The 14478-nt window shown below is 59.4% G+C and carries 15 protein-coding genes; 9 read left to right on the top strand and 6 right to left on the bottom strand.

The annotated features are described in order from the left end of the window. Positions 1–336: 336 nt before the first annotated feature. Positions 337–789 (top strand): rhodanese-like domain-containing protein, encoded by a 453-nt coding sequence (locus ACNOHI_RS07305; RefSeq protein WP_420474013.1) that lies wholly within the window; start codon positions 337–339, stop codon positions 787–789. Here ACNOHI_RS07305 and ACNOHI_RS07300 read toward each other — a convergent pair. The 4 genes from ACNOHI_RS07300 to orn all read right to left on the bottom strand — a co-directional run bounded on the left by ACNOHI_RS07300 (position 769) and on the right by orn (position 5384). After that, positions 769–2115: a TAXI family TRAP transporter solute-binding subunit gene (locus ACNOHI_RS07300; RefSeq protein ID WP_420474012.1), complete on the bottom strand. Its 1347-nt coding sequence runs from the start codon at positions 2113–2115 to the stop codon at positions 769–771. The genes ACNOHI_RS07305 and ACNOHI_RS07300 overlap by 21 nt on opposite strands. An 83-nt stretch (positions 2116–2198) precedes the next feature. Beyond that, positions 2199–2774: a hypothetical protein gene (locus ACNOHI_RS07295; protein WP_420474011.1), complete on the bottom strand. Its 576-nt coding sequence runs from the start codon at positions 2772–2774 to the stop codon at positions 2199–2201. Positions 2775–3068: 294 nt separating this feature from the next. Next, positions 3069–4739 (bottom strand): peptide chain release factor 3, encoded by a 1671-nt coding sequence (locus ACNOHI_RS07290; RefSeq protein ID WP_420474010.1) that lies wholly within the window; start codon positions 4737–4739, stop codon positions 3069–3071. Positions 4740–4796: 57 nt separating this feature from the next. After that, a complete protein-coding gene (gene orn, locus ACNOHI_RS07285; RefSeq protein WP_420474009.1) occupies positions 4797–5384 on the bottom strand; it encodes an oligoribonuclease in 588 nt (195 codons plus the stop codon). A 43-nt stretch (positions 5385–5427) separates the two neighbouring features. Here orn and ACNOHI_RS07280 point away from each other — a divergent pair, with 43 nt between their 5' ends. The 6 genes from ACNOHI_RS07280 to ACNOHI_RS07255 all read left to right on the top strand — a co-directional run bounded on the left by ACNOHI_RS07280 (position 5428) and on the right by ACNOHI_RS07255 (position 10709). Then, entirely contained in the window at positions 5428–6687 is a 1260-nt protein-coding gene (locus tag ACNOHI_RS07280) for a M48 family metallopeptidase (protein ID WP_420474008.1), read from the top strand. A gap of 22 nt (positions 6688–6709) precedes the next feature. Next, positions 6710–7060: a 4a-hydroxytetrahydrobiopterin dehydratase gene (locus ACNOHI_RS07275; RefSeq protein ID WP_420474007.1), complete on the top strand. Its 351-nt coding sequence runs from the start codon at positions 6710–6712 to the stop codon at positions 7058–7060. Positions 7061–7063: 3 nt separating this feature from the next. Further along, the gene (rsgA, locus tag ACNOHI_RS07270) at positions 7064–7954 is read left to right on the top strand and encodes a ribosome small subunit-dependent GTPase A (RefSeq protein ID WP_420474006.1); all 891 of its coding nucleotides are present in this window, start codon (positions 7064–7066) and stop codon (positions 7952–7954) included. 118 nt (positions 7955–8072) lie between these two features. Further along, positions 8073–8987 (top strand): ornithine carbamoyltransferase, encoded by a 915-nt coding sequence (gene argF / locus ACNOHI_RS07265; protein ID WP_420474005.1) that lies wholly within the window; start codon positions 8073–8075, stop codon positions 8985–8987. A gap of 39 nt (positions 8988–9026) precedes the next feature. Then, on the top strand, positions 9027–10364 hold the full coding sequence (argG, locus tag ACNOHI_RS07260; RefSeq protein WP_420474004.1) for an argininosuccinate synthase: 1338 nt from the start codon (positions 9027–9029) through the stop codon (positions 10362–10364). 24 nt (positions 10365–10388) lie between these two features. Next, positions 10389–10709 carry a pyrimidine/purine nucleoside phosphorylase gene (locus tag ACNOHI_RS07255; protein ID WP_420474003.1) on the top strand — a complete coding sequence of 107 codons (321 nt, stop codon included), beginning with the start codon at positions 10389–10391 and terminating at the stop codon, positions 10707–10709. Positions 10710–10777: 68 nt separating this feature from the next. Here the strand turns inward: ACNOHI_RS07255 and murB are convergent, their stop codons facing one another. Further along, positions 10778–11806, bottom strand: coding sequence for a UDP-N-acetylmuramate dehydrogenase (gene murB, locus ACNOHI_RS07250; RefSeq protein WP_420474002.1), 1029 nt, complete (start codon positions 11804–11806; stop codon positions 10778–10780). A 144-nt stretch (positions 11807–11950) separates the two neighbouring features. On the opposite strand from murB, the gene ACNOHI_RS07245 reads away from it, so the two are divergent. Continuing rightward, the gene (locus tag ACNOHI_RS07245; protein ID WP_420474001.1) at positions 11951–12436 is read left to right on the top strand and encodes a YajQ family cyclic di-GMP-binding protein; all 486 of its coding nucleotides are present in this window, start codon (positions 11951–11953) and stop codon (positions 12434–12436) included. A 14-nt stretch (positions 12437–12450) separates the two neighbouring features. Continuing rightward, positions 12451–13083: a retropepsin-like aspartic protease family protein gene (locus ACNOHI_RS07240; RefSeq protein WP_420474000.1), complete on the top strand. Its 633-nt coding sequence runs from the start codon at positions 12451–12453 to the stop codon at positions 13081–13083. A gap of 54 nt (positions 13084–13137) precedes the next feature. On the opposite strand, the gene aroG is transcribed toward ACNOHI_RS07240, so the two are convergent. Continuing rightward, complete coding sequence (gene aroG, locus ACNOHI_RS07235; protein WP_420473999.1) at positions 13138–14199, bottom strand: 3-deoxy-7-phosphoheptulonate synthase AroG; 1062 nt, start codon at positions 14197–14199, stop codon at positions 13138–13140. Positions 14200–14478: the final 279 nt, after the last annotated feature.

Here is a 14478-nt window from a genome sequence, read left to right as displayed (position 1 = left end):
GTATACGCCTGCGACAGGCCGAAGTGCGACTTGAAACACAGCCGGGAATGATAGCAGATTCCATGCCACCATCTTGAGAAAAAACAATTCGCCTGCACCGCGATGAAGCGTGCGAATTAGCGGAAATAGTGCGCTTTTGAAATACAAATGGCGTGAGAACTGACGCCCCAAAAAAGCACTAAAAAGGTGCGCAACTCGCCGTGCGCACCATTTTAGTGCTTTTCCTGCGCGCAAAGCACCAAAATTGTGCGCTATGCGCCGTTAAGACGCTGGCCGCTATGGCTCGGCGATCAAGCGGATAAAATATAAAAAAGCCAAATTTTCCGGAGATCGCCCATGACTATCCTTTCCACCGCACGGCAGCGCGGCGCAGAGAAGCAATTGCCGTATGCTGGTGCCGTCACCCCCACGGAAGCCTTTAACCTCGTCCGACAAGATCCGAACGTCCTTCTCGTCGACGTCCGCACCAACGCCGAACGCGACTGGGTTGGGCGGGTCGCCATTCCCGAAGGGCAGCATGTCGCGGTCCAGTGGAACACCTATCCGGGAGGCACACCAAACCAGTCCTTCCTCGACGAGCTGTCGCGTGTCGCCACTAAAGAAAACGTATTGCTCTTTCTGTGCCGCTCGGGTGTACGTTCGCGCCATGCCGCCAAGCTCGCGACCGAGAACGGCTATGCCAACTGCTTCGATGTCCTCGAAGGCTTTGAAGGCGACAAGGACGCCGATGGACACCGCAAGACAGTTGGCGGCTGGTGCAAGGCGGGTCTACCCTGGATTGGCGCCTGACGCCTGCATGAGCGACTGGACGCGCCGCCGCACGAAATTGATGTGGCTGCGCAGTCCGTACAACTCGTCGGCGAACGACAGGGGAATCGAAATGCGGTTGACGCGTTCCTCGATGTCGTTCAGCCGCTGAAGCTGTTCCGGATAAACCTCCTTCTGCCGCTCGGCCGGAACATCCTCGATCGCCTGCTCGACCGCACGCAACTGGCCGTACCAGCGGAAGACCCGCGAGCGCACCTTCCAGACGTACAGCGGCGGGATGATGCGCGACAGCGGCAGGATCAAGGCACCGAGCGCCACGATCACCACCCACATGCGCTCGAAGAAATTGGCGAGCCAGAACGGCAAGTAGCGCTGCAGGAGCGGCGGGCCGTTCTTGTAAAACTTTTCTGCCGCATTCGACACCGGCACCTCGGTGTAATTCGCCGTGGGGAATTCTCCTTTCTTGTGAAACCAGCCGGCCTCGCCGTGGATCTCGGCGGCCGCCTGCACAAAGAGATCGACGAGCGCCGGATGCAGGTCTTCACGCGCGACCAGCGTTGCGGTCGGCGCAATCAGGTGGACATCCTTCGAAGGCAGGTCACGCCCGAAATCGACGATGCCGCGCGGGAGAACGACATGCGAGAGAAAGGGAAACCGCCGCGTGTACGCCTCGGCCTGCGCAAAGTCGAACAAGCGAATGCCGGGGGTTTGCAGGAGCATCTGGATCAGCGGTGCATCCGGGGCTGAACTGAAGACGAGTCCGTCGATGCGGCCCGCGAGCAGCTCGACCGTCGCCGGCGTATTTTCCAACGCGCCAAGCTTGATTTGCGCGGCTTCCACGCCATTGGCAGACAGGATTTGCTTGAACAGGCTGGGCACACCGGTACCTTCGGGGCCGACATTGATGCGCAGGCCTTTCAACTGCGCCAGGCGCGTGATATTGCGGGACTCCTTCAGGAACAGCCACACGGGTTCGGTGAACAGGCTGCCGAGCGAGACCAGCCCCCTCCCCTCCAACTCTTCCGTGCGCGTTGATCCGCTCTGCACAAAGGCAATGTCGATGGGAGAAGCCTCGTCCTTGAGACGCAGCAGGTTTTCGCTGGAACCAAGCGAGGGCGTCAATTCGACACGGATATCGTTGCGTGCAAGGATCGCCGCATATTTCCTGCCGATCGCTTCATAGGCGCTATTTTCCTGCCCGGTAGAGAGCGTGACATGGCGCGGGGGCGACGGATCCACCAGCCAGTAAGCCAGTACGCAGGTCACCACAATCGCGATGACCGCGGGGCCCGATGCGACGAGCAGGTCGCGGAGGGAAAGACGCGTGAACCGGAGAATTTTCGGCATGTGTGTTCCACGAAAAAACATGGAACACACCATGCCAATAAAAGTGACGGCGCGCAAGTGCGCCGGGAGAAGTGCCCTTGGCGTTAAGAGCGGGCAGACACGACTGGGCGACGGCTCACAAAGGCGCCGCGCTGGACAGCGACCGGGCGATGTCGGCCATCCGCATCGCCGTCCTCGGAGAGAAATTGCGCGGCGATGGTGAACCAGTCCTCAATCGAGAAGATGCGGCGCGCCATGGGAATGAGTTCGCGCTCTTCCCGTTCCAGGCGTACGAGCATCGTTCCACAGTACGAGTCCATTGCGTGACAGATCTGGTTGATCCTGCCGGCGCTCGCCTCAAACGCTTCGGCCAAGTGCTCGCCGAGCGACCGGAGGATGCCCGCCCCCTTGGCGCTCAGCGCGTCGAGTTCTGCGACGAGGTTTTCCGCTTCCCGGCCGGCAGTGCGCATGGCGGGAACGAGATAGCGCTCCAACTTTCGGGCGCCAAAATACTTGTCGAATTGCATCAGCTTGCCGAATGCCGTTTCGAGAAAAGTAAAGTCAATCTTTTGCAAGCCCCTCCAGGTACCCTGGAGGTACTGCTGCAGACGAGAGAGCATGGCGCGAGTCTTGTCTTGCTCAGCCGCAATGGCGACCAGGGAATAGGTGGCAGTTAGCATTGTTGCTCCTTGATTCTGTAACTGCGTGAACAAACTGGAATTCAGATCGCTGCACAACAAAAACGGGGAGAGTAAGAGGTTGAAAAAACGCGTTGGGAGAGTATAGGCGGCGGCCTTTTCGGCCCATTGAGCTTCCGCAAACAGCCCCGGAAATGGCAGCTAACAGCAGCCAATTTGGAGACAAATACCTCTTACTCCGGCTTGTCGGCGACATGCATCGGGATGGTCGAAACAAAAACGCCAGGCCCGGCGCAAACTGCGCGCGGGCCCGGCGTTGGATGGGGAAGCGCGGGATCAGTTCAGTTTTGCGGCATGTTCCCGTGTGGCATGGAAGGTGAGCTGCGGCCAGCGTTCCTGCGTCAGCTTCAGGTTGACACCCGAAGTAGCCAGGTAGGCCATGTTGCCGGATGCGTCGAAGGCGATGTTGGCGCCGGCGGAGGACTTTTCGAAGTCGGCGAGCGCTTTCTTGTCATCGCAGGAAATCCAGCGTGCGCTGCTGATACTTGTTCCTTCGAACACGGCATCCACGCCGTACTCGTTCAGGAGGCGGCTGGCGACGACTTCGAACTGCAGCACGCCGACCGCGCCAAGGATGAGGTCGCCACCATGGACCGGCTTGAACACCTGCACCGCCCCCTCTTCACCCAGCTGCTGCAAGCCCTTGTGCAACTGCTTGATCTTGAGCGGGTTGCGAATGCGTACCGAACGGAAAAAGTCCGGCGCGAAATACGGAATGCCGGTGAACTGCAGCAGTTCCCCTTCGGAAAAACTGTCGCCGATCTGCATGTTGCCGTGGTTCGGCAGGCCGATGATGTCGCCGGCGTACGCCTCTTCCACCTGTTCGCGGCTCGAAGCCATGAAGGTCACCACGCTCGACACCTTGATCTCACGGCCAAGACGCAAGTGCTTGATCTTCATGCCGCGCTCGAAGCGCCCGGAACAGACGCGCAGGAAGGCGATGCGATCACGGTGCGCCGGATCCATGTTGGCCTGGATCTTGAAGACGAAACCGGAGAACGGCTCTTCGGTCGGCTCCACGGCACGGACCGTCGCGTCGCGGTGGCGCGGCGCCGGTGCCCAGTCGAGCAGCGCATTGAGAATCTCGCGCACGCCGAAGTTGTTGATCGCGGACCCGAAGAACACCGGCGTCTGCTTGCCCGCGAGGAATTCGTCGAGATCGAACGGATGCGACGCGCCGTGCACCAGCTCCACTTCCATCTTCAGCTGCTCGATTTCGAGCGGGAACATCTCCGCCAGGCGCGGGTTGTCGATGCCCTTCACCACCTCGAATTCCTGGTCCGCACGCTCGGAACCGGCCTTGAACAGCAGGATTTCGTCTCGCAGCAAGTGATAGACACCACGGAAATTCTTGCCCATGCCGATCGGCCAGGTCACCGGCGCGCACTGGATCTTCAGCACGGATTCAACTTCGTCCAGCAGCTCCAGCGGATCGCGGCACTCCCGGTCCAGCTTGTTCATGAAGGTCAGGATGGGCGTGTCGCGCATGCGGCAAACGTTGAGCAGCTTGATGGTCTGCTCTTCCACGCCCTTTGCCGCGTCGATCACCATCAGCGCCGAGTCGACCGCGGTCAGCACGCGATAGGTATCTTCCGAAAAGTCCTGGTGGCCCGGCGTGTCGAGCAGGTTGACAACGTGGTCACGATATTCGAACTGCATTACCGAGCTGGCCACCGAAATGCCGCGCTGCTTTTCGATTTCCATCCAGTCGGAGGTCGCATGGCGGCCGCTCTTGCGCGCCTTCACCGTGCCGGCGAGCTGGATCGCGCCTGAAAACAGCAGCAGTTTTTCGGTCAGCGTCGTTTTACCGGCGTCAGGGTGGGAGATGATGCCGAAGGTACGGCGTCGCCCCACTTCGCGAGCGATCAATTCAGAGGGAACCTTGCGGTTGCTTTCGGTAGCGGCGTCGAGCGATTCGGACGGCGGCAGGTCGGTGTCGGAGGTCATGCTTGTAGAAAATAAAAGTGCCGGCGCGCCAGGCGGCGGCCGGCACGGTGAAACAAATCAGAGCTTGATGAAGTGTTCGCGGTAGTAGCGCAGTTCCTCGATCGACTCGACGATGTCGGCCAGCGCAGTGTGCTTCTGGTGCTTCTTGAAACCGGTGGAGATGTCCGGCTTCCAGCGCTTGCAGAGTTCCTTCAATGTCGAAACGTCAAGGTTGCGATAATGGAAAAACGCTTCCAGCTTGGGCATGCCGCGCGCCATGAAACGGCGGTCCTGGCAGATGCTGTTGCCGCACATCGGCGATTTGCCCGCGGGCACAAAATGCTTCAGGAAGTCGATGAGTGCTTTTTCTGCATCCACTTCGCTGACGGTCGACGCCTTTACCCTGTCGATCAAACCGGAGCGGCCGTGCGTCCCCTTGTTCCATGCGTCCATGCGGTCCAGCACTTCATCGGATTGATGAATTGCAAACACCGGACCTTCGGCCAATACATTGAGCTGAGAATCGGTCACGACGACCGCTACCTCGATGATGCGGTCATTGTCCGGATCCAGTCCGGTCATTTCCATGTCTACCCAGACAAGGTTGAATTCGTTCGGTCGCGCAGGCGCGTTCGCAGGGACTTGGGAGTCAGTCGCTTGTGACATAATTGTTTTCCTCGGTAATCCGCCATTTTCTCACAGGCAGGGCATGTCTTCACTTGCGTTTTCGGTATTGTTCGTCAGTTTCCTGGTTATTACCCTCGTCGTCCGCTTCTGGCTGGGTTCGCGGCACATCCGCCATGTGATTACTCACCGCAATGCGGTTCCACCTGAATTTGCCGAAAAAATCCCTCTCTATGCCCACCAAAAAGCCGCGGACTACACGGTGGCGAAGACCAAGCTCGGCCTGCTGATGTTATTCGTGAATGCCGCCGTGCTTGTCGGCTTCACCCTGCTCGGTGGCCTGCAATGGCTGTCCGTCACGCTCTTCAAGCTGACCGGCCCCGGCATGCTGTACCAGCTGGCACTCATTGCGGCGTTTGGATTCATTTCGGGACTGATCGAACTCCCGTTTGACTACTACCGGCAATTTGTCCTCGAAGCGCGCTTCGGATTCAACAAGATGACGCTCGGGCTCTTCATCAGCGACATGGTCAAGAACATCGCGATCGGCATCATCATCGGCGTGCCGCTGGTCTGGGTCATCCTGACCCTGATGGAGAAATCCGGCGAGCTCTGGTGGCTGTATGCATGGTTCGTATGGAGCGGATTCCAGCTCCTGATGCTCGTGCTTTACCCTACCGTGATCGCCCCCTTGTTCAACAAATTCACCCCTTTGCAGGACGAGAACCTGAAGTCGCGCATCGAAAGCCTCATGCAGCGCGTCGGTTTCGCCTCCAAGGGCTTGTTCGTGATGGACGGCTCCAAGCGCAGCGCCCATGGCAACGCGTACTTCTCCGGCTTCGGCGCCGCCAAGCGCATCGTCTTCTTCGACACCCTCCTCGCCCGCCTCGGACCGCAGGAGATCGAAGCGGTGCTGGCACATGAACTCGGCCACTTCAAGCTCAAGCATGTGATCAAGCGCATCGCCGTCATGTTCGGGTTGTCGCTCGGCTTCCTCGCCCTGCTCGGCTATCTCAAGACGCAAGTGTGGTTCTTCACCGGCCTCGGCGTCGACCCGATGCTGCTCACCAACAACGACGCCATGGCGCTGATCCTGTTCACGCTGGTGCTGCCGGTGTTCACCTTCCTGTTCTCGCCGCTGGTATCGCTGACCTCGCGCAAGCATGAATTTGAAGCGGACGCCTTCGCGGCGAAATACACCGAGGCGCAGGACCTCGTGTCGGCACTGGTCAAGCTGTACGAAGACAACGCGTCGACGCTGACGCCCGACCCGCTGCACTCCGCCTTCTACGATTCGCATCCGCCGGCAAGCGTGCGCATCCAGCATCTGCTTGCCGGACGATAAACAAACGATATTGGGGACAACCATGGTAACCGCCGCCGAACTGGTCCAGAAAAAGGGCCGTCATCTCGACACCGGACTGACCGATGCCGAGATCAAGGATCACCTCGCCGCCGTCGATAACTGGGCGCTGCAGGACGGGAAGATCGCGAAGACTTTCGTATTCAAGAACTACTACGAAACCCTGGCTTTCGTAAATGCAATCGCATGGGTCATCCATGCAGATGACCACCATCCCGAGCTGGTCGTGACCTATAACCGCTGTGTGGTCAAGTTCGACACGCACTCGGTCAATGGAGGCAAAGGCGGCATATCCGAGAACGACTTCATTTGCGCCGCCAAGGTGGACGCGATATTCCAGCAGGCGACGCGCTAAACGATGGGAGTCGACAAGGGGACCGTCATCGCCGCCCATGGCAGGCACTACCTGGTGCAGGCCGGCGCCACCCGCCTGCATTGCGTGACACGGGGAAAGAAAAGCGATGTCGCTGTCGGCGATATCGTGCAGTTGAAACAGACCTCGGCCGACCAGGGCGTGATCGAGAAGATCGAGGATCGGAAGACCCTGCTCTACCGCTCGGACCAGTACAAGTCGAAGCTGCTGGCGGCGAACCTGACGCAGTTGTTCATCGTCGTTGCCACTGAGCCAAGTTTTTCCGATGATCTTGTGTCCCGCGCGCTAGTTGCGGCCGAGGCCGGCGGAATACATCCGCATATCATCCTGAACAAGACTGACGTCGTCGAATCGCTCCCCAAGGCGCGCGAGCGCGTTGCCTTGTACGCGGGACTCGGCTACCCGATCCATGAGGTATCAGCACGCAAGTCGCCCGAAGAAACAATCGCAGTGCTCGAGCCGCTCCTCCGGGGCCAATCCACCATCCTCATCGGCCAGTCCGGGATGGGCAAATCCTCGCTCATCAACCTCCTGGTGCCGGACGCCGAACTGGCAACGCGCGAGATTTCGGAAGCCCTCGATTCCGGCAAGCACACCACGACCTTCACCCGCCTGTTCATGATTGACGATGACACGTCCGTCATCGACTCCCCGGGGTTCCAGGAATTCGGGCTGTATCACCTGACCGAAGGCATGCTGGAACGCGCATTCCGCGAATTTTCATCGCACCTGGGAAATTGCCGATTTTACAACTGTCACCACCTCACCGAGCCCGGCTGCGCCGTCCTCAGCGGGGTTGAGAATGGCGAGATTTCAGCGATGCGCCACGCGCTTTATCAGCAACTCGTGCACGAATCCTCGCAAAAGCTTTACTAAGGTCAGGCAAAGGCCGCGCGGCACCCCGTTTTGTTGTCTTTTTGGGATAGAAATCCCTTATAATTGAACGGCTTACAACCCCTACGGCGGCAGGCGCCACTGGCCGCCGTTTTCATTTATGGCGATCAAACACTTCCTCCAGTTTTCTGACTTTACGCTTGATGAATTCGAGTACGTCATCGAACGCACCCGAATCATCAAGCGCAAATTCAAGAATTACGAAACCTATCACCCGCTGCTCGACCGCACGCTGGTGATGGTCTTCGAAAAGAACTCCACGCGTACCCGCCTGTCCTTCGAAGCCGGCATGCACCAGCTCGGCGGCGCGGCGATCTACCTGAATACCCGCGACAGCCAGCTCGGCCGCGGCGAGCCGGTCGAGGATGCGGCGCAAGTGATGTCCCGCATGTGCGACATCATCATGATCCGCACCTTCGGCCAGGACATCATCGACCGTTTTGCGAAAAATTCCCGCGTGCCGGTCATCAATGGCCTGACCAACGAACACCATCCGTGCCAGGTGCTGGCCGACGTGTTCACCTACATCGAGCACCGCGGCTCCATTGCCGGCAAGACGGTAGCGTGGATCGGCGATGCGAACAACATGCTCTACTCCTGGCTGCAGGCGGCACAGGTGTTCGGTTTCCATGTCAACGTGTCGACCCCGAAACGCTACGAGATCGATCCTTCACTGGTCGCTGCTGACAACAAGAACTACACCGTCTTCGCCAACCCGTCCGACGCCTGCGTCGATGCCGACCTCGTCACCACCGACGTATGGACCAGCATGGGCTACGAGGAAGAAAACGCCGCTCGTCTGAAGGCCTTTGCCGGCTGGATCGTCGATGGCGAAAAGATGAAGCGCGCGCGTGCCGATGCGCTGTTCATGCACTGCCTGCCCGCCCATCGCGGCGAGGAAGTCGCCGCCGAAGTCATCGATGGACCGCAGTCGGTCGTCTGGGATGAAGCGGAAAACCGCCTGCATGTCCAGAAGGCCTTGCTCGAATACCTTGTCCTGGGCAAGCTCAGCTGACCAGGCCCCATTACCATCCCAGCAAACGAAGCAGAAATCATGTCGACCATTCTCCAGTCCGTTCCCGCCAACCAGAAAGTGGGCATCGCCTTTTCCGGCGGCCTCGACACCAGCGCAGCCCTGCACTGGATGCGTCAGAAAGGCGCGATCCCGTACGCGTACACAGCGAACCTCGGCCAGCCGGACGAGCCCGACTATGACGCCATTCCGAAGAAGGCCAAGCAGTACGGCGCGGAACAGGCTCGACTGATCGACTGCCGCGAGCAGCTGGTCGCCGAAGGCATCGCCGCCCTGCAAAGCGGCGCTTTCCACATTTCGACCGCGGGGGTCACCTACTTCAATACGACCCCGCTGGGCCGTGCAGTCACCGGCACGATGCTGGTGGCCGCGATGCAGGAAGACAAGGTCGACATCTGGGGCGACGGCAGCACGTTCAAGGGCAACGACATCGAGCGTTTCTACCGCTACGGCCTGCTGGTGAACCCGGCGCTGCGCATTTACAAGCCCTGGCTGGACGACACCTTCATCCGCGAACTCGGCGGCCGCAAGGAAATGTCGGAGTTCCTGATCAAGTCCGGCTTCGACTACAAGATGTCGGTCGAGAAGGCTTACTCCACCGACTCCAACATGCTCGGCGCGACGCACGAAGCGAAAGACCTCGAGCACCTGAACAGCGGCATGAAGATCGTCGAGCCGATCATGGGCGTTGCCTTCTGGCGCGACGAGGTCGAAGTCAAGAAGGAAGAGGTGACCGTCCGCTTCGAGGAAGGCCGTCCGGTCGCCCTGAACGGCATCACCTTCGCCAATGCCGTCGACCTGATGATGGAAGCGAACCGCATCGGCGGCCGTCACGGCCTCGGCATGAGCGACCAGATCGAAAACCGCATCATTGAGGCGAAGAGCCGCGGCATCTACGAAGCCCCCGGCCTGGCGCTGCTGTTCATCGCCTACGAACGCCTGGTCACCGGCATCCACAACGAAGACACGATCGAGCAGTATCGCGAAAACGGCCGCAAGCTTGGCCGCCTGCTCTACCAGGGCCGCTGGTTCGATCCGCAAGCCATCATGCTCCGTGAAGCCTCGCAGCGCTGGGTGGCGCGCGCGATCACCGGTGAAGTCACGCTGGAACTGCGCCGCGGCAACGACTACTCGATCCTCAACACGGACTCGCCAAACCTGACCTACCAGCCGGAACGACTGACGATGGAAAAGGGCGAAGGCGCATTCACGCCCCAGGACCGAATCGGCCAGCTCACCATGCGCAATCTCGACATTACCGACACGCGCGACAAGCTTGGCATCTACAGCAAGGCCGGCCTGCTCGGCGGCGGTTCGTCCGTCGGACTGCCGCGCCTGACCAAGGATGGCGACAAGTAATCATTTACAACATCACGAACAACCATGACTACTCAATTCGATAACGTTTCCGTCGTCAAGAAGGCCAACCTCTACTTCGACGGCAAGTGCGTATCGCACACCGTCCTGTTCGCTGACGGCACCAAGAAAACCATTGGCGTGATCTTTCCGTCCTCGCTGACCTTCAACACCGGCGCGCCGGAAATCATGGAGCTGAATGCGGGCAAGTGCCGCATCCGCTTGAAGGGTGAAACCGAATGGAAGAGCTACGAAGGCGGCCAGAGCTTCAACGTGCCGGGCAATTCCAGCTTCGACATCGAGACGACCGAAACGCTGGATTACGTCTGCCACTTCGTCGCAGCATAAGCAGATCCAAGCACCAAATAAAAAAGGCGATCGTTTGATCGCCTTTTTTGTTTCAACGGTAGTTGGAGTCAAACGAAAACCGGCTCCGGCTCCAGCTTCACCCCAAACTTCGCCATGACATCTTCCTGGATGGCCACCGCAAGTCCGACGATGTCCTTCCCCGTCGCCCCGCCGCGATTCACCAGCACCAGCGCCTGCTTCTCGTACACGCCCGCCGCACCGCGAGTCTTGCCCTTCCAGCCGCATTGATCGATCAGCCAGCCCGCAGCCAGCTTGTAGCTGCCGTCTGCCTGCGGATAGCTCACCAGTTGCGGATGTCGCTCCAGCAGCGCGTCGCGCACGGCTTTGGTCACGATCGGATTCTTGAAGAAACTGCCCGCATTGCCAACGACTGCCGGGTCGGGGAGCTTGCGTGTGCGGATGGCAATGACTGCGTCGCTGACCTGGCGCGCCGTCGGGGCGGAGATGCCTTGTGTCGCCAGTTCCTGTGCAAGCTCTCCGTACTGCGTATTGGCTTGCCAGTTTTTGGGCAGCGCAAAGGTTACGTCGAGGATCGCGGCGTTCTCACGAAGTTCGTGCTTGAAGATGCTGTCGCGATAGCCAAAGCGGCAGCCCGCGTTATCAAGCGTGAACACGTTACCGGTATTGAAGTCGAACGCCGTCAGCGAATGAAAGCAGTCTTTCAGTTCGACACCGTAAGCTCCGATGTTCTGGATCGGTGCTGCGCCGACATTGCCGGGGATGAGCGACAGGTTCTCAAGTCCGCCAAAACCCTGCTGCAGTGTCCATTGCACGAAGCCATGCCAGTTTTCGCCCGCAGCGGCCTTCACATACACTGCGGTTTCGTCCTCGCCTGTGACCTGCACGCCTGTCATCTGCATGTGCAGTACGAGGCCCGGGAAATCTTCGGTCAGCAGCAGGTTGCTGCCACCGCCGAGCACCAGGCGCGGCAATCGCGCGAGAAAGTCGTCGCTTTTGGCATGCGACAACATGTCCGCCGACGTAACAGGAAGATAAGCCTTCGCCTTGGCTTCAATACCAAAAGTATTGAAGCGCTTCAGCAGGAAGTCATATTGAACGGGAAGAACGGTAGCCATAGCCGAGGCATTATATAGAGGCCGCCGTCTAGCCACCCGTTTTTTTGTCGGCTAGAATCGGCCTTGACTAACTCGCAATGCGGCCTGCCAGAACAACCACAACCGGGCCGGTTCCCACCAACAGTAATTGAGAAAGACACCACCATGCCATCTTTTGACGTCGTATCCGAAGCCAACATCGTCGAAGTCAAGAATGCTGTCGACCAGTCGAACAAGGAAATCACCACGCGTTTCGACTTCAAGGGCAGCGACGCCCGTGTCGAACAGAAGGAACGTGACCTGACCGCCTATGCCGACAGTGAATTCCAGCTGAATCAGGTGCGCGACGTGTTGACCGGGAAAATGGTCAAGCGCGGCGTCGACGTGCGCTTCCTCGACCTCGGCAAGATCGAGAAGATCGGCGGCGACAAGGTCAAGCAGGTCATCAAGGTCAAGAACGGCATCGAGTCCGACACCGCCAAGAAGATCGTGAAGATCGTCAAGGAAAGCAAGATCAAGGTGCAGGCCAGCATCCAGGGCGATGCGGTGCGCGTGTCGGGCGCCAAGCGCGACGACCTGCAGGCGACGATGGCACTCTTGCGCAAGGAAGTGACCGAGCTGCCCCTGGAATTCAACAACTTCCGCGACTAAGTACAGTCATCGCCATGCGCCTCCCTGCCCTCGCAATCATGCTGTTCGCCGCCGGTGCGGCCACTGCGGCCGACATCAGCGTGGTCGGACTCTTTCCCAACAAGGCCGTGCTTGTGGTGGACGGCGGGACACCGAAGACCTATTCGGTCGGCGCGAATATCGCCGAGGGAATCAAGCTCGTCGCCGCAAACGAATCGGGCGCGACGATCGAAAGCAACGGCAAGCGACAGACCATCGCCATCGGCGAACATGTGAACCGCAGCCCGGCCAGCGGCGGCAAGGCGAGCGTGACGCTGCAGGCCGACGGCCAGGGGCACTATATGGTGAATGGCCAGATCAACGGCGGAAGCGTGCGCATGCTGCTCGATACGGGAGCGACCTTGATCGCGCTCCCGGCCTCGGAAGCCACCAGGCTCGGGATCGACTACAAGAAGGGCACGCCCGGCTACGTCAACACTGCCAATGGCATCGCGCCCTCGTACAAGGTCAAGCTGAACACGGTGCGCGTCGGCGATATCGAAATCAACCAGGTGGACGCGATGGTGCAGGAACAAGGGTTGCCGTTCATCCTGCTCGGCATGTCATTCCTCAACCGGACGGAAATGCGCCGGGACGGTGTACAGATGGTGCTGACCAAGCGCTATTAAAATCGGCAAGACTGAAAAAACGGGAGCAGATCGCTCCCGTTTTTCATTTGTGCCTTACTCGGAATCCGCAAGACGGCGCTGCCGAACCGCTTCCGCAAGACCTTCCAGCACCTTCACGCTCGCATCCCAGTCGATGCAACCGTCGGTAATCGACTGGCCGTAGGTCAGCTCCTTACCCGGCACCAGATCCTGGCGACCGCCGACGAGGTGCGACTCCACCATCACGCCGACGATGCGCGTATCGCCGGCGGCGATCTGCTTGCCGATGTCGGCGCAGACCGGCACCTGGTTTTCCGGCTTCTTCGAGCTGTTCGCGTGCGACGCGTCGATCATGAGGCGGGACGCGAGACCGTTCGCGGCGATATCCTTGCATGCGGCTTCCACGCTGGCGGCATCATAGTTCGGTGCCTTGCCGCCGCGCAGGATGATGTGGCAATCCTCGTTGCCGCCGGTCGAGACGATCGCGGAGTGGCCGCCCTTGGTTACGGAGAGGAAGTGGTGCGGCTGCGATGCGGCCTTGATGGCGTCAACGGCGATCTTGATATTGCCGTCGGTGCCGTTCTTGAAGCCTACCGGGCAGGACAGGCCGGATGCGAGTTCGCGATGCACCTGCGATTCGGTCGTGCGCGCGCCGATCGCGCCCCAGCTGATGAGGTCGGCGACGTACTGCGGGCTGATCACGTCGAGGAACTCGGTGCCGGCGGGCAGGCCAAGCTCATTGATGTTGAGGAGCAGCTCGCGGGCCATGCGCAGGCCATCGTTGATGCGGAAGCTGTTGTCCATGTACGGATCGTTGATCAGGCCCTTCCAGCCGACCGTGGTACGCGGCTTTTCGAAGTACACGCGCATGACGATTTCCAGGTCATCCTTGAAGCGCTCGCGCTGCTCGACCAGGCGGCGCGCATAGTCCATTGCCGCCTTGGTGTCGTGGATGGAGCACGGGCCGATCACCACCATCACGCGGTCATCCTGGCCATGCAGGATGCGGTGCAGGGCGACGCGGGAATTGGCAACCGTATTGGAAGCCTTCTCGGTGCAGGAAAATTCGCGGATCAGGTGGGACGGGGGCGCGAGTTCCTTCATCTCCCGGATGCGCAAGTCGTCTGTGCGTTGCATGTGGTCTCTCCAATGTGGGTTCAAGTCTGTATAAACGAAAAAACCGCCATTTCGGCGGTTTTTTCAGGATTCGGTTCGGGCTCTTTTATTCGTGCGCTTACCGCTTTTCCACCGCCTTTGGGCTGGACAAGCTAAAGAAAAAATAAAAGTAAAAGCGCGCGAAAGTCATGTTTTTCAGAGGTTTTGCTGAAAATTTCGATTAATAGTGCAGTAATTCATCCGATTTGGCAAGGCTTTGGGGGAAATTCGTTTCAAATCGCCCCCAGACCTTGCCAACGC

It is taken from the genome of Noviherbaspirillum sp. ST9 (assembly GCF_048799745.1).
In the GTDB taxonomy this organism is placed as follows: domain Bacteria; phylum Pseudomonadota; class Gammaproteobacteria; order Burkholderiales; family Burkholderiaceae_D; genus Noviherbaspirillum.
Note: the sequence above shows the minus strand (reverse complement) of the source record. Positions and strands in the feature narration are given on the sequence as shown.

What these genes read in the sequence shown, in the direction of transcription:
- ACNOHI_RS07305 (WP_420474013.1), top strand. Translation starts at nt 337, where the DNA reads ATGACTATCCTTTCCACCGCACGGCAGCGCGGCGCAGAGAAGCAATTG.
- ACNOHI_RS07300 (WP_420474012.1), bottom strand. Translation starts at nt 2,115, where the DNA reads ATGCCGAAAATTCTCCGGTTCACGCGTCTTTCCCTCCGCGACCTGCTC.
- ACNOHI_RS07295 (WP_420474011.1), bottom strand. Translation starts at nt 2,774, where the DNA reads ATGCTAACTGCCACCTATTCCCTGGTCGCCATTGCGGCTGAGCAAGAC.
- ACNOHI_RS07290 (WP_420474010.1), bottom strand. Translation starts at nt 4,739, where the DNA reads ATGACCTCCGACACCGACCTGCCGCCGTCCGAATCGCTCGACGCCGCT.
- orn (WP_420474009.1), bottom strand. Translation starts at nt 5,384, where the DNA reads ATGTCACAAGCGACTGACTCCCAAGTCCCTGCGAACGCGCCTGCGCGA.
- ACNOHI_RS07280 (WP_420474008.1), top strand. Translation starts at nt 5,428, where the DNA reads ATGTCTTCACTTGCGTTTTCGGTATTGTTCGTCAGTTTCCTGGTTATT.
- ACNOHI_RS07275 (WP_420474007.1), top strand. Translation starts at nt 6,710, where the DNA reads ATGGTAACCGCCGCCGAACTGGTCCAGAAAAAGGGCCGTCATCTCGAC.
- rsgA (WP_420474006.1), top strand. Translation starts at nt 7,064, where the DNA reads ATGGGAGTCGACAAGGGGACCGTCATCGCCGCCCATGGCAGGCACTAC.
- argF (WP_420474005.1), top strand. Translation starts at nt 8,073, where the DNA reads ATGGCGATCAAACACTTCCTCCAGTTTTCTGACTTTACGCTTGATGAA.
- argG (WP_420474004.1), top strand. Translation starts at nt 9,027, where the DNA reads ATGTCGACCATTCTCCAGTCCGTTCCCGCCAACCAGAAAGTGGGCATC.
- ACNOHI_RS07255 (WP_420474003.1), top strand. Translation starts at nt 10,389, where the DNA reads ATGACTACTCAATTCGATAACGTTTCCGTCGTCAAGAAGGCCAACCTC.
- murB (WP_420474002.1), bottom strand. Translation starts at nt 11,806, where the DNA reads ATGGCTACCGTTCTTCCCGTTCAATATGACTTCCTGCTGAAGCGCTTC.
- ACNOHI_RS07245 (WP_420474001.1), top strand. Translation starts at nt 11,951, where the DNA reads ATGCCATCTTTTGACGTCGTATCCGAAGCCAACATCGTCGAAGTCAAG.
- ACNOHI_RS07240 (WP_420474000.1), top strand. Translation starts at nt 12,451, where the DNA reads ATGCGCCTCCCTGCCCTCGCAATCATGCTGTTCGCCGCCGGTGCGGCC.
- aroG (WP_420473999.1), bottom strand. Translation starts at nt 14,199, where the DNA reads ATGCAACGCACAGACGACTTGCGCATCCGGGAGATGAAGGAACTCGCG.